Source organism: Sphingobium aquiterrae (assembly GCF_037154135.1).
Classification (GTDB): domain Bacteria; phylum Pseudomonadota; class Alphaproteobacteria; order Sphingomonadales; family Sphingomonadaceae; genus Sphingobium; species Sphingobium aquiterrae.
Genome location: NZ_JBANFL010000023.1, coordinates 1 through 13,340, shown reverse-complemented (window position 1 = coordinate 13,340; position 13,340 = coordinate 1). Strand labels below are relative to the sequence as shown.

12 protein-coding genes are annotated in these 13,340 nt (G+C 66.0%); 7 read left to right on the top strand and 5 right to left on the bottom strand.

Translation table 11 applies throughout. The features are described 5' to 3' along the window. Nucleotides 1–3 precede the first annotated feature (3 nt). Nucleotides 4–552 (bottom strand): inorganic diphosphatase, encoded by a 549-nt coding sequence (ppa, locus tag WFP78_RS19885; protein ID WP_336966091.1) that lies wholly within the window; start codon nucleotides 550–552, stop codon nucleotides 4–6. 20 nt (nucleotides 553–572) lie between these two features. Further along, nucleotides 573–2,528, bottom strand: a complete 1,956-nt coding sequence (locus tag WFP78_RS19880) for a M61 family metallopeptidase (RefSeq protein ID WP_336966090.1) — start codon at nucleotides 2,526–2,528, stop codon at nucleotides 573–575. Between the two features lie 143 nt (nucleotides 2,529–2,671). On the opposite strand from WFP78_RS19880, the gene hisS reads away from it, so the two are divergent. The 6 genes from hisS to WFP78_RS19850 all read left to right on the top strand — a co-directional run bounded on the left by hisS (nucleotide 2,672) and on the right by WFP78_RS19850 (nucleotide 10,384). Further along, nucleotides 2,672–4,015, top strand: a complete 1,344-nt coding sequence (hisS, locus tag WFP78_RS19875; protein ID WP_336966088.1) for a histidine--tRNA ligase — start codon at nucleotides 2,672–2,674, stop codon at nucleotides 4,013–4,015. After that, nucleotides 4,015–5,106 (top strand): peptide chain release factor 1, encoded by a 1,092-nt coding sequence (gene prfA / locus WFP78_RS19870; protein WP_419723009.1) that lies wholly within the window; start codon nucleotides 4,015–4,017, stop codon nucleotides 5,104–5,106. The genes hisS and prfA overlap by 1 nt, the downstream gene beginning before the upstream one ends. Nucleotides 5,107–5,227: 121 nt before the next feature. Continuing rightward, a complete protein-coding gene (gene prmC / locus WFP78_RS19865) occupies nucleotides 5,228–6,052 on the top strand; it encodes a peptide chain release factor N(5)-glutamine methyltransferase (RefSeq protein ID WP_336966086.1) in 825 nt (274 codons plus the stop codon). 257 nt (nucleotides 6,053–6,309) lie between these two features. Then, nucleotides 6,310–7,206 carry a DUF4167 domain-containing protein gene (locus WFP78_RS19860; protein ID WP_336966085.1) on the top strand — a complete coding sequence of 299 codons (897 nt, stop codon included), beginning with the start codon at nucleotides 6,310–6,312 and terminating at the stop codon, nucleotides 7,204–7,206. A 188-nt stretch (nucleotides 7,207–7,394) separates the two neighbouring features. Further along, nucleotides 7,395–8,822, top strand: a complete 1,428-nt coding sequence (locus WFP78_RS19855) for a DUF4139 domain-containing protein (protein WP_336966083.1) — start codon at nucleotides 7,395–7,397, stop codon at nucleotides 8,820–8,822. 11 nt (nucleotides 8,823–8,833) lie between these two features. Beyond that, nucleotides 8,834–10,384 carry a DUF4139 domain-containing protein gene (locus WFP78_RS19850; RefSeq protein ID WP_336966081.1) on the top strand — a complete coding sequence of 517 codons (1,551 nt, stop codon included), beginning with the start codon at nucleotides 8,834–8,836 and terminating at the stop codon, nucleotides 10,382–10,384. Here the strand turns inward: WFP78_RS19850 and WFP78_RS19845 are convergent. Then, on the bottom strand, nucleotides 10,360–10,761 hold the full coding sequence (locus tag WFP78_RS19845; protein ID WP_336966079.1) for an acyl-CoA thioesterase: 402 nt from the start codon (nucleotides 10,759–10,761) through the stop codon (nucleotides 10,360–10,362). The genes WFP78_RS19850 and WFP78_RS19845 overlap by 25 nt on opposite strands. Beyond that, nucleotides 10,751–11,050 carry a hypothetical protein gene (locus WFP78_RS19840; protein ID WP_336966077.1) on the bottom strand — a complete coding sequence of 100 codons (300 nt, stop codon included), beginning with the start codon at nucleotides 11,048–11,050 and terminating at the stop codon, nucleotides 10,751–10,753. Before WFP78_RS19840 ends, WFP78_RS19845 begins: the two co-directional genes overlap by 11 nt. 84 nt (nucleotides 11,051–11,134) lie before the next feature. On the opposite strand from WFP78_RS19840, the gene WFP78_RS19835 reads away from it, so the two are divergent. Continuing rightward, nucleotides 11,135–11,563 carry a CBS domain-containing protein gene (locus WFP78_RS19835; RefSeq protein ID WP_336966076.1) on the top strand — a complete coding sequence of 143 codons (429 nt, stop codon included), beginning with the start codon at nucleotides 11,135–11,137 and terminating at the stop codon, nucleotides 11,561–11,563. Nucleotides 11,564–11,650: 87 nt separating this feature from the next. Here WFP78_RS19835 and WFP78_RS19830 read toward each other — a convergent pair whose 3' ends face one another. Next, nucleotides 11,651–13,135: a lipopolysaccharide biosynthesis protein gene (locus WFP78_RS19830; protein ID WP_336966074.1), complete on the bottom strand. Its 1,485-nt coding sequence runs from the start codon at nucleotides 13,133–13,135 to the stop codon at nucleotides 11,651–11,653. Nucleotides 13,136–13,340: the final 205 nt, after the last annotated feature.

The following is a 13,340-nucleotide window of genomic DNA, read 5'->3' as shown; positions in this document are numbered from 1 at the left end:
GAATCAGGCGGCCTTGCTGGCCTTGTCCGCCTGATAGCGCTTGATCGCCTCCAGGGTGATCTGCCGTGCATCCTCGGCGCCGCCCCAGGTGCCGATGCGCACCCACTTCTGCTTCTCCAGATCCTTGTAATGGGTGAAGAAATGCTCGATCTGCTGCATCACGATCTCGGGCAGATCGTCCTTCTCGCCCACGTCGGAATAATAGGGGAAGGTCGAATCGACCGGTACGCAGACCAGCTTTTCGTCGCCGCCGGCCTCGTCTTCCAGGTTCAGCACGGCGATGGGGCGCGCGCGGACCACGCAGCCCGGCACGAAGGGCGAGCGGGCGATGACCAGCGCGTCCAGCGGATCGCCATCGGGCGACAGGGTATGCGGCACGAAGCCGTAGTTTGCGGGATAGCGCATCGGCGTGTGGAGGATGCGGTCCACGAACAATGCGCCCGACTTCTTGTCGAACTCATATTTCACGGGCTCGCCACCCACCGGCACCTCGATGACGACATTGAGGCTGTGCGGCGGATCGTCGCCAACGGGGATGAGGTCGATGTTCATGTCTGTCCTGTCTCTCGCTACTATGATTTCGCCGGGATGGTTGATGTTTTTGGCCGCAGCAGCATGTCGAGGCTGCCGTCACCCTCTCCTGTTTTCTCAAGGCGCGGATAGCGCAGGCCGCCTGAATAATCGAGCGTTACATTGCGAAATGCCTTGCCCTGTTTCACAATCAGGCTGACCGGTTTCTTCGGGTCCTTCGCATCGGTTAGCGCAGTCTTGAAGGCATCGCCCGAAAATTCCTGTCCATTTACGGCCAGAACCTTCATGCCGACGGCAAGCCCTGCCTTGAAGGCCGGGCTGTTCCACACGATGCTGGCGACATCGCCGTCATTCTTCATGAACAGGCCGACGCCGAAGCTCTGGTCGACGCCCTTTTGCAGGGTTTCGACATATTTGGTCGTGCTGCCCGGCTTGTCGCCATAGACCAGCCTGTAGCCGGCAAGGGTGAAGCCGCCCTTCGTCACTTCCTTCGTCGGCCTGTCGACGCGATCGGCCAGGAAGGTCGCCCAGTCATAGGGCGCGATGCTATTGAGCGTGTCGATCACATCCTTGCGATTGTACGTCACCTGCCCCCAGTCGCCCGGCCTGATGCCGAAAAAGGCGTGGGCGAAATCATCGAGACCCCTGGCGCCGGCCGTCTGCTTGCGGATGATCGCGTCCGCCTCCAGCCAGATCATCAGGCCCTCATTATAATAATCCTCGGACCGCTGCCAGCTTGCCCAGCCCTTGGGCCGGCGGGCGGAAATGACGGGATCGAGCGTGGTGTCCTCCATCGGGCGCCATTCGCGGCCGCGCGTCGTATCCAGCTTGGCGGCGATATGGGCATAGGCGTCCAGCGTCTGCTCCTTGGTATAGAGGCCCGAGCGGGCGCCCAGCACATAGCCCCAGAACTGGGTCTGGCCCTCATAGACCCACAGCAGCGTGTCCTGCATCGGCGTGCGATAGTCGGGCGTCCACAGCAGTTCGGGGCGGCGGAACTTGCCGTCCCAGCTATGGGTGAATTCATGCGGCAGCAGGTTGCGCTCGCCCGGACCGTCATTCCATTTGGGGAAATAGCCGGGGTCGACGCCATTTTCCGAGCTGCGGTGATGCTCCAGCCCGATCGACCCCATTTCGTCGGTGATCGAGAGCAGGAAGTCATAATGGTTGAAATGCTTGGCGCCGAACAGCGCGATGGCTTCATCCACCAGCTTCTTGTGGGCGGCGATCTGCTCGGGCTTGGCGTCCAGCTCGGCGGCGCTGTCGGCGACCATGTTGAGCGTCACGTCATTGCCAAGGTCGACGGCCTTGAAGAATGTGCCGGCGAAGACCGGCGAATCGACCAGCGCTTCATAGTCGATGGGGTCATAGGCGACGGTCGAGCCCGTCGCCTTGCCGCGCAGCGCCGTCGCCGCCTTCCAGCCGTCGGGATAGGTGACGGTCGCCTGCACCGGGATCTGCCGGGTGTAATAGCCCGCCGGATAGAGCGAGACCGCTTCCCATTGCAGGTTCAGCATCTTGTCGGTCATGACGACGCGGCCCTGGTTGCCGGCGGTGGCGGACAGGAACTGGAACTCCGCGACGACGGCCTTCGTGCCGGCTGGCACGTCCAGCCGGAAGGCATAGACGTCAAGCGGATCGCGCTTCCAGGCCAGCGGCTTGCCATTGGCGGTGAAGCTGATGCCGGCGAGCTTTTCGATGGCGCCGCGCGGGGCGTGGTTGCCCGGCAGCCATTCGGGCATCAGCAGGGTCAGCGGGCCGGTGGCGGCGACGGGGATCGTCTCCTTCACCTTGAAGATGCGCTGCACGGTGTCGGTTGCGTCCACCTGCAGCACGATGGTGCCGCCGGGATAGGGGGTGTCGGCGGGCAGCGGGGTTGCATTGTTCAGCTGCGGCGCCACCGGCTTTGAACGGATGTCCTGCGCCAGGGCGATGTTGGCGGTGGCGGCGGAAAGGGCGGTGGAAATGAGCAGGATGGCGGCAAAGCTGCGGCGCATGGATACCTCTTGACGAAATGCTGACACCGGATGGTGTGATGGCGGCACAATACGCCCTCCGCCGCCTGCGTCCAGCCCCCCGAAAGTCTTGGGCAGCGGCGGCATATTTCCATCCCGCGCAAATGCCGCTACAGGCCCGCCTCATGGCGAAAATCGAGACACCGCGCCCGGTACGGGGCACGCAGGACATGCTGGGCGGCACGCCCGAAGGCTTTGCGGAGCGCTTTGCGCACGTCGTGGCGACATTCGACCGCGTGCGGCGGCTCTACGGCTTCCAGCGGGTGGAGGTGCCGGTGTTCGAATCCACCGCCGTCTTCGCGCGATCGCTGGGCGAAAGCACCGATGTCGTCTCGAAGGAAATGTACACGTTCGAGGATCGCGGTGGCGACAGCATCACCCTGCGGCCGGAATTCACCGCCGGCATCGCCCGCGCCTATATCACCGAGGGCTGGCAGCAATATGCGCCGCTCAAGGTCGCGACGCACGGCCCGCTGTTCCGTTACGAGCGCCCGCAAAAGGGCCGCTTCCGCCAGTTCCACCAGCTCGACGCCGAGATCATCGGCGCGGGCGAGCCGGGGGCGGACGTGGAGCTGCTGGTGTTCGCCGACCAGTTGCTGAAGGAACTGGGCATCAGCGAGGGCGTGACGCTGACGCTCAACACGCTGGGCGACGCGGAAAGCCGCGAGGCTTGGCGCGCGGCGCTGATCGCGCATTTCGAAGCGCATCGGGACCAGCTTTCGGAAGAGAGCCTGGATCGCCTGCACCGCAATCCGCTGCGCATCCTTGACAGCAAGGACCCGCGCGACCGCCCGGTGGCCGACAGCGCGCCGGACATCGACGCTTATCTGACGGACGAGGCGCGAGGCTTCTTCGAGAAGGTGACGGCGGGGCTGGATGCCGCCGGCGTTGCGTGGGCGCGCAATGCCCGGCTGGTGCGCGGGCTCGATTATTATCGCCACACCGCGTTCGAATTCGTCACCGACCGGCTGGGCGCGCAGGGCACGGTCCTGGGCGGCGGACGCTATGACGGGCTGATCGAGAATCTGGGCGGCCCGGCGACCCCGGCGGTCGGCTGGGCGGCGGGCATCGAGCGGCTGGCGATGCTGGTGGAGATGCCGGCCTTAGAAATGGCGCAGGTTGTTGTCATACCCGAAAGCGCCGACGCCGAAACGGATGCTCATGCGATTGCCACAGCCCTGCGTCGTGCTGGATGGGCCACTGACATAGTGTTTCGGGGCAATGCCAAGCGGCGTTTTGAAATCGCCCGGAAAAATCCTCCGAAGTTTCAGTTGTCCGTGATTGCCGCTCCGCAAGAGATGGTGCATCTGAGGTTTAAGGCGTTCGGAAACAGCGGAATTGCGACCGCAGAAGACTTCGCTGGTGTCTTGGAAGCTCTCTCGGTTCTGTTCAAATTTCGGCAGAATATCCCAGACACCGAACATGGCGTTTTCAAAGCCCATATTGCACGAAGAGCGCTGACGCTCTGATGCACATCTCCCCCGAACGCATTGCGCAGATCGAGGCGCGCCGGGATGAGGTGCAGGCGAGCATGACGCGCGCCGATCTGGCGCCCGAGGATTTCGTGCGGCTGTCGAAGGAATATGCCGAGCTGGAGCCGGTCGCCCGCGCTGCGCATGAAGTGCGACGGTTGCGGCAGGAGCTAGCCGCGCTCGATTATATGGCCGGCGGCGACGATCCGGAGAGCGATCCGCTGATGCGGGCGATGGCGCAGGAGGAAATGCAGCTTCTCAAAGCACAGCTGCCCGATGCCGAGCGCGCGCTGGCATTGCAGCTGCTGCCCAGGGATGCGGCCGACCAGCGCCCCGCGATGCTGGAAATCCGCGCCGGCACGGGCGGCGACGAAGCCGCGCTGTTCGCCGGCGACCTGTTCCGCATGTATCAGCGCTATGCCGATACGCAGGGGTGGAAGGTGGAGCTGATCTCCGCCAGCCAATCCGAAGTGGGCGGCTTCAAGGAAGTGATCGCCAGCATCAACGGCATCGGCGTGTTCGCGAAGCTGAAGTTCGAAAGCGGCGTGCATCGCGTGCAGCGCGTGCCGGCGACCGAGAGCGGCGGGCGTATCCATACCAGTGCGGCGACCGTCGCCGTCCTCCCCGAAGCGGAGGAGGTGGACGTGCAGATCAACGACAACGACCTGCGGATCGACGTCTATCGCGCGTCGGGTTCGGGCGGACAGCATGTGAACACGACCGACAGCGCCGTGCGCATCACCCACCTGCCGACGGGCCTCGTGGTGACGCAGCAGGACGAGAAGTCGCAGCACAAGAACAAGGCGAAGGCGCTGAAGGTGCTGCGCACCCGGCTGTACGAGGCGGAGCGCGAGCGCACGCAGAGCGAGCAGGCCGGCGCGCGCAAGGCGATGGTGGGATCGGGCGACCGTTCCGAACGCATCCGCACCTATAATTTCCCGCAGGGCCGCGTGACCGATCACCGCATCAACCTGACCCTGCACCGCCTGCCCGAAATCATGGAGGGGCCGGGGCTGGCCGAAGTGATCGACGCGCTGATCGCCGAGGATGAAGCGGCGCGGCTGGCGCAGCTGGACGGCGTGGGGTGACTCTTTCTTCTTCTTCCTTTTGCTTCCCGTCATTCCCGCGCAGGCGGGAATCCATCTCCCATATGCAGCATCCAGGCGGGAGGGCCGGAGATGGGCCCCCGCCTGCGCGGGGATGACGAGTATGGGGATTGCCGACGCCCTGCGCGACGCCGCCAACCGGCTTGCGCCGGCCAGCGCCACGGCGCGGCTCGACGTCGAACTGCTGCTCGCTCATGCGCTGGGGATGACGCGCGAACAGATGATCTTGCGCCAGCACGATCTTGCCGTGCCGCCCGGTTTCGGCGCGTTGCTGGAACGGCGGCTGGCGGGCGAACCGCTGGCCTATATCACCGGCGAGCGGGATTTCTGGACGCTGACCCTGCGCGTGACGCCCGACGTCCTGATCCCGCGCCCCGACAGCGAGACGCTGATCGAAGCGGCGATCGGCCATTTCGGCACGGGCGGCCCGGCGCGCATCCTGGACCTGGGCACGGGATCGGGCGCGCTGCTGCTCGCCGCGCTCGATCAATGGCCGCGGGCGACGGGGCTTGGCGTGGATGCATCGGAGGCGGCGCTGGCGGTGGCGCGCGACAATGCGGCGCGGCTGGGTTTTGCGGTGCGCGCCGATTTCCGGCCGGGCGACTGGGGGGAGGGGATCGACCAGCGTTTCGACCTCATCCTCATCAATCCGCCCTATATTTCGACCGCTGCGATGCTGCCGCGCGACGTGCTGCATCATGAACCGCATGGCGCCCTGTTCGCCGGCGCGGATGGGCTGGACGATTATCGCCGGCTGGCGCCGCAGATGAAACGCCTGCTGGCCCGGGGTGGGCTGGCGGCCATCGAAATCGGTTTCGATCAGGGCGAAAGCGCCGCCGCGCTGTTCCGCCCCGAAGGGCTCGACGTGACGGTGCGCGCGGATCTGGCCGGCCGCGACCGATGCCTGTGCGTCGCTTTGCCGGACTGATCCTACGCAATTGCCGCAGCCCGACGAATTTCGCTTGGTTTCTGCGCCCCGAATGATTACATGGGCCTCAGGGGCGGCCTTTTCCTGTATTTTCGAAATGGCCCTACCCCGCTCCCAAAGTCATGACGGCGCTGCTGTCCGGCGCCTCTGGCAGCTGAGGGCTCGGGTTCGCGCGGTGCGTGCGCCCGCTCCCGGCGGAGCCGTGCATCCGGCCGATGGCCGCGATTAGGGATAGCAGTGAAAGCAAGGACTCACCATTGATCAATAATCGGCAGGCCGGTCGCCGCAATCGCGGCCGGAACAACGGACGCCCCAACGGGAATAACCGTGGCGGTGGAGACAACGGCAACCGTATCGACAGTCGTGCGCGTGGCAATGCCACCCAGCTCCTGGAGAAGTACAAGAACATGGCCCGCGACGCGCAGCTCGCCGGGGACCGTGTGAATGCAGAATATTATCTGCAATATGCCGACCATTATTTCCGCGTGCTCGCCGACAATCGCGCCCGCATGGAAGAACAGCAGGCACGCCACCGCCGCCCCGACGACAACAGCTTCGATGACGATGGCGACGATTTCGACAACGCCATGGACAATGGCGACGATTTCGGCAGCGATTTCGAAGAGCGCGCCCCGGTGCAGAACCAGCGCGATGGCTATCGCCAGTCCCAGCCGCAGCCCCAACCCCAGCAGCGTGACGACCGCAACCGCAATCGCAACACCAATCGTCGCGATCCTGAGGCGCGTGACGTCCGCGAGCCGCGCGATGGCCGCGAGCGTGACAATCGTGAACGGGATGGGCGTGACCGGGATGGTCGCGAACGGGATGGACGTGATCAGGCGGCTCGTCCGCCGCGTGAGCGCGAAGCGCCGCGCATCGTTGCCGATGCGCCCGCGCCCGTGCAGGAAGAGATCGCACCCGTGCAGGCGCCCGTCGCCGAGCAGCCCGTGGAAGCACAGGTCGCACCGCGCCGTCGCGGTCGCCCGCCCAAGGTGCGCACCGAAGCGGTGAGCGAGGATCTGGTGCTGGACATCGCCGTGCTGCCGCCCGCCATCTCGCGCGCGGATAATGACGCCGCCGAGATCGCCGAGGAGGACGCGCCCCGCAAGCGCACCCGCCGCGTGCGCCGGCCGGCCGAGGAAGCCGCCGAATAAGCGGCGTTCCATGCGGGGCATTCATGCCCCTGTCATGGACAGATCATAGCAAAGGGGCGGCGCCGCAAGGGGCCGCCCCTTTTGCATGTCGCGAAGGCCGGGCTTCCCTTGCCGCCGGGGATGCGGCAGGGTCTGCATCCAACAAGGGGAGGACTCCAATGTGGGGAAGGCAGGCCATGATCGGGGCCATGACCGCAATTGCACCGCGCCTGGGGCTGCTGCTGATCGCGGCCGGGGCCGCGCCGTTGCTGGCGCAGGATGCCGTGCCGGTGGCTGGGGTGGGCCGCAGCGCGCAGGGCGATGTCGCCGTCACCATCTATAATAATGATCTCGCGCTGGTGCAGGATGTGCGCCAGCTGGCGATCGGGCGGGGCACCACCCGCATCGAATTCCCCGATGTGTCCGCGCGCATCCGCCCGGAAACCGTGTCCTTCGCGGCCGACGGCACCGCCATTGTCGAGCAGAATTTCGATTTCGACCTGCTGACGCCCGGCAAGCTGATGGAAAAGGCGGTCGGCCAGACGATCACCATCGTGCGCACCAATCCGGCGACCGGGGCCGAAACGCGCGAGCAGGCGAAGGTGCTGGCGGTGAACGGCGGCGTCGTGCTGCAGATCGGCAGCCGGATCGAGGTGCTGCGCGACGATGGCATGCCCGTCCGCGTGATCTTCGACAAGGTGCCGGACACTTTGCGCGCGCGCCCGACCCTGTCGGTGACGGTGCGGAGCGACCGGGCCGGCACCCGTCCGGCATCGCTGCGCTACCTGACGCCGGGCCTTGGCTGGAGTGCCGATTATGTCGCGCTGTTCGATGCGAAGGCGGGGCGTATCGATGTGCAGGGCTGGGTGACGCTGACCAACGCCAGCGGCACGACCTATGGCAATGCGCGCACGCTGCTGGTCGCGGGTAGCGTCAACACGCAGGCACAGCAGGGCGGCTATTATCCGCGTCCGCCGCAGCCGGGCGGCATCCGGCGCGCGGGCACCGAGACGGCCGGTCGCGAGCGGCTGGGCGACTATTATCTCTATCCCATCGCCGCGCGCACGACGATCGCCGACCGCCAGACCAAGCAGGTGAGCTTCCTTGACGTGCAGGGCGTGCCGGCCAAGGCGATGTATGAATATCGCAACGGCTGGCTGGCGAGCGCGGAGCAGCCGGCGAGCTTCAACAGCGTCGTGCGCTTTTCGACATCGGGCACGGGCGGGCTGGGCGATGCGCTGCCCGCCGGCACGGTGCGCTTCTATATGAAGGATGCCGGCGGCGCGCCGCAGTTCATCGGCGAAAGCGCGGTGGGGCATACGCCGATGGGCAGCGACCTGTCGCTCGCCACGGGCGAGGCCTTCGACGTGAAGGTGCAGCCGGTGGTCGACAAGCGCGAGCGGCTGTCCGCCAGCAAGTGGCGCACGGCGATGCGTTACGAGATCAGCAATGCGAAGCCCGAGCCGGTGACGGTGGATCTTGTGCAGGCCGGGCTCGACTGGGGTTGGGAGGATACGCGGATCGTCAGCGAAAGCGTGGCCAGCACGCGCCGGAACAGCGATTCGACCATGTGGACGGTGAGCGTGCCCGCCAATGGCCGGACCAGCGTGACCGCTGTTTTCGAAACGCGCTATTGATCGGCGCCCCGGTGCGGTCGTCCTTTGCCCCGATGCTGCTGCTGCTGGCGGCGGCGGCGGTGCCTTTACCGGCGCTGGCGCAGGCCGTCGTCACCTCCAGCGGCGCCGAATCGACATCCGTCACCGTCTATCGCGATCCCGACCGGGGAGAGGGCGCGATCAATGCCCGTTTCCCGCAGGGCTTCGCCCTGATCAGCGAGACCCGGCGCCTGTCGCTGCCCGCCGGCGAATCGGTGGTCCGCTTCGAAGGGGTGGCCGATGGCATGATCGCGGTCAGCGCCGTCGTCACCGGCCTGCCGGGCGGTGTCGCCGAACAGAATCGCGATGCGCGGCTGGTCTCGCCGGCCGCGCTGCTGGATGGATCATTGGGCAATCAGGTCCATCTGCGCCGCACCAATCGCGCAACCGGGGCGGTGAGCGAGGAGGATGCGGTGATTCGTTCCGGCCCGGACGGGGCGGTCGTGCTCGACACGGCGCGCGGGGTGGAGGCGCTGCGCTGTTCCGGCCTGCCGGAAACCATTGTTTACGACGCCATCCCCTCGGGTCTTTCCGCGCGCCCGAGCTTTTCGGTGAACACGGTCACGGGGCAGGCGACGACCGCCCTCGTCACGCTCACCTATCTGGCGACCGGCTTCGACTGGGGCGCGAATTATGTCGCCCGGCTGGCGGAGGATGGGCGCCATCTCGACCTGTTCGCCTGGATGACGGTGGCCAATGGCAGCAGCGTGGGTTTCGCGCAGTCGCAGCTGCTCGCGGTTGCCGGGCGGCTGAACCGCGAATCACATTATGATGCGCTGGTGGCCCGCGCACCCGCGCCGATGCTGCGCCTGGCCTGCTGGCCGATGGGGACCACCACCACCGGGCTGCCATCGGGCCTTCCGCTACCCCCGCCGCCCGCGATGGAAGATATCGTGGTGACGGGCGCCCGGCGGGAGGCGATGGCGGTCATGGCGCCGGCTCCTGTCATGGCGCGGCAGGAGGAGCTTGGCGATCTCAAGCTCTATCGCGTGCCCGTGCGCGTCGATGTGAATGCCAGGGGCATGAAACAGGTGGCGCTGCTGGAGCGGCGGTCCGTTCCGGCCACACCTTATTATATGGCGTCGCTATGGGCTGTGCCCGTCGACGATCCGGGCGGGCGGGCGATGCAGCGGATGCTGCGGCTGAAGAACAGCGTGAAGCAGGGCCTGGGCCTGCCGCTGCCGGCGGGCGGCGTCGCCCTGTTCGCGCCGGCCGGCCCCGAAATGCTGCTGCTGGCCGATTCGCCCCTGCGCGACCATGCCGTGGAGGAAGAGGTGAACATCGCGGCGGGCCAGAGCGATCAGGTGCGGATCATCCTGTCGTCCGTGCCGGGTGGATCGGCCAGGCGTGCAGCCTATCGCGTGGAACTCACCAACGCGCTGGATCGGGCGATCGTCGCGGAGGTCAGGGTCGCCCCGACGGACCGGGTGGGCTTCAAGCCGTCGCGGCCATTGTCGCGCAAGGATGGCGCCTGGCTGTGGACGGTGGGCATCCCCGCCAACGGACGCGCGGCGCTGGACTATATGGTGACGACGGAAGAGTGATCGCCGGGTGCGGGCAAGGGCCGGGGGCGATGATTCTCATCCAGCGCGACGAAGGTGAACACGCCATGCGTCACCGGCACCACATGCCGGTCCAGATCGCGGATCGCCTCCACCTCGATATGGATGGCGATCGACGTGCGGCCCCGCCGGACCTCGCGCGCATAAAGGGAAATGACGTCGCCCAGCAGGATCGGGCTGATGAACTGCATCGATTCGATGGCGACGGTGGCGACGGCCCCCTGGGCGAGGCGCCCGGCGACGATGCCGCCGGCAATATCCATCTGGCTCAAGACCCAGCCACCGAAGATATGCCCGTTCGAATTGATGTCATGCGGCCGGGGGACGGTGCGCAGCACCGGGTCGCGATTATCCGTCAATATCAATCTCCCGACTGACGCGATCGTCTATCGATTCGTCATGGCCCGTGCCGCTGGACAGGAAGGCGAGCGCCATCAGGCCGGTGCCCAGCATGAAGGTACACCACACCCCTGCCGATGTGGCGATGACCATGTGCAGGGGCAGCGGCGATCCGTGCCACCACAACATCCCCAGAACCGCCAGCACACAGGCGATCCCGCCCAGCGCCATCGCCGCCATCAGCCGCCGATACCGCCCCCAGGCTGTCGCCGCGATTTGCGGATCATCAAGGCCGGACATGCGTGTCATCCCTTTCCTTTGGGCGCGAGACATGGGATCATCAAGACCCCGAAAACAGAAAAGAACGGGCAGGGCAGCATATGGGAGAGCGATATGACGATTGCAGCGATATTGCAGGGCAAAGGCGACGAGGTAATAGAGGTCTCGCCACAGGAAAGCGTCCTTTCCGTCATCAAGTTGCTGGCTGAACGGCGCATCGGCTGCGTGCCGGTGGTCGAGAATGGAGAGGTGATCGGCATCTTTTCCGAACGGGACGTCGTCTATCGCCTTGGGCATGAAGGCCCATCGGTGCTCGATGCGCCGGTCGGCACGGTGATGACCTCGCCGGCACACACCACCGATCCGCAGACAGCCGTGATCAGCGCCTTGTCGACCATGACCAAGCGGCGCATCCGCCACCTGCCGGTGATTTCCGGCGGGGCGATGATCGGCTTCGTCTCGATCGGCGATCTGGTGAAATACCGCATCGACCGGATCGAATCGGAAGCGGCGGCGATGCGCGACTATATTCAGAACGCCTGAGCGCGTTCCACGGCGGGCGAATCGTGGATTGAGCACGATTCGCCCGAACAGACCGCCGGGGGTCACGCCTGCCGAAGTGCCGGCCAGTCAGGCGGTGGCCGGCGCCTGGCCCTTGCGCAGCACAAGGCGCAGGATGTCGTCCAGCGTGGCGCGGGCGAAGCAGAAGAGGATCGCGCCGAAGCCGACGCCGCCGATTGCGACGAGCAGGCCAAGGCGCATCGGCGCGGCCATCGGTGGCAGGCCCGAATCGACCGCCTTCACCAGCAGCGCCATGGCGATGGAACAGGCGATGGCGGGCGCCGCCGCATTGGCGACATCGCGGACGCCAAGGCCCATGGGCGCGCCCGCCACCCGAATCGTCAGCAGGGTGAAGAGCGGGAAGGCCAGCAACCAGGCCCAGGCCAGGCCCAGAGCGCCGAACCGGATGCCGATGAGGAACGCGATGGGCATCACCACCGCGCCGATGGCGGAGATCCGCACCGTCAGCCCCGGCCGTCCCAACGCATTGCAGACCGGCGCGAACATCACCTGCAAGGTCATGAACGGCATGGCGAGCGCGAGGATGCGGACGAAGGGCGCCATCGCCAGCCATTTCGGCCCGAACAGCGTCTCCACCAGCGGCTCCGCCGTTGCCGCCATGCCGAAATAAATGGGGCAGGAGATCAGCAGCAGCAGGCGCGCCGCCCGGCAGAAGGACCAGCGCACCTTCGCCATGTCGTTCTGCAGCCGCGCATAGGCGGGGAAGGCGACGTCGTTGAGCGGCGGGATGAACTTGCTGACGAAGATCTGGGTCAGGAACAGCGCCTCGGCATAGAGGCCAAGGTCATGGGGGGAGAGCAGGCGGCCGGCGATGAAGATGTCCGCCTGGCTCTGGATGATCCAGAGCAGCTGGCTGCCGAGCAGCGATGCGCCAAAGGCCACCATCGTGCCGGTGCCGCGAAAATCGAAGCTGGGCAGCGGCAGGAATCGGGTGGCGACGACATAGCCGATGCCCTTCACCCAGAATCCGGCAATTGGCGCCCACACCAATGTCCATACGCCCCAACCCGCCATCGCGCCGCCGATCGCAACCCCGGCCGCGGCCGCGGCGGCGATCAGGTTGACGACCGCGGGCCTGCGGAAGTCCAGGCTGCGGCCCATCAGCACTTCGGGGATCGCGATGAAGGGGGTGGAGAGGTAGAGCAGCGCCTGCACCCGCAGCAGGTCCGCGACCATCGGCTGGTGGTAATACTGCGCCGCGACCGGAGCGATGAAGAGCTGCATCGCGGCGAGCGTGCCATTGAGCAGCAGCATGATGCCGAATCCCTGCCGCAGCCGATGCCGGTCCAGGGATTCGCTCTGCACCAGGGCGCTCACCAACCCATAGCCATTGAGGAAGGCCATGAAGCTGAGAATCACCTGGGTCATGGCGAAAAGGCCGTAATCCGCGGGTTCCAGGATGCGGATGACCGCCAGGGTCGCGACCCAGCTCACGCTCTGGGCCACGATCTGGCTGCCCGAACGCCAGAAGACGGCACTCCTTATACGCGCGCCAAAACCGGCATCGTTCGCGTCGGCGTCCTGCAAACCCATGTTCTTTGCGGCCTTCCATTATGTTTCCTGCGGCGGAATCGGGTCTACGCGGGAACCTTCAAATTTTCTGAAATAAAATTGCAAAAAGCGTTTGACGGGTCGGACCTCCCTCCATATATGCCCCTTCACCGGACGGGGCGCTGCCTACTGACAGCGTCTGGTACGGCCGCCAACATAGACGGACGATATGTCCCCCGGTAGCGAT

Coding starts and splice junctions, on each gene's coding strand:
- ppa (WP_336966091.1), bottom strand. CDS start 552: ATGAACATCGACCTCATCCCCGTTGGCGACGATCCGCCGCACAGCCTC.
- WFP78_RS19880 (WP_336966090.1), bottom strand. CDS start 2,528: ATGCGCCGCAGCTTTGCCGCCATCCTGCTCATTTCCACCGCCCTTTCC.
- hisS (WP_336966088.1), top strand. CDS start 2,672: ATGGCGAAAATCGAGACACCGCGCCCGGTACGGGGCACGCAGGACATG.
- prfA (WP_419723009.1), top strand. CDS start 4,015: ATGCACATCTCCCCCGAACGCATTGCGCAGATCGAGGCGCGCCGGGAT.
- prmC (WP_336966086.1), top strand. CDS start 5,228: ATGGGGATTGCCGACGCCCTGCGCGACGCCGCCAACCGGCTTGCGCCG.
- WFP78_RS19855 (WP_336966083.1), top strand. CDS start 7,395: ATGACCGCAATTGCACCGCGCCTGGGGCTGCTGCTGATCGCGGCCGGG.
- WFP78_RS19840 (WP_336966077.1), bottom strand. CDS start 11,050: ATGACACGCATGTCCGGCCTTGATGATCCGCAAATCGCGGCGACAGCC.
- WFP78_RS19835 (WP_336966076.1), top strand. CDS start 11,135: ATGACGATTGCAGCGATATTGCAGGGCAAAGGCGACGAGGTAATAGAG.
- WFP78_RS19830 (WP_336966074.1), bottom strand. CDS start 13,135: ATGGGTTTGCAGGACGCCGACGCGAACGATGCCGGTTTTGGCGCGCGT.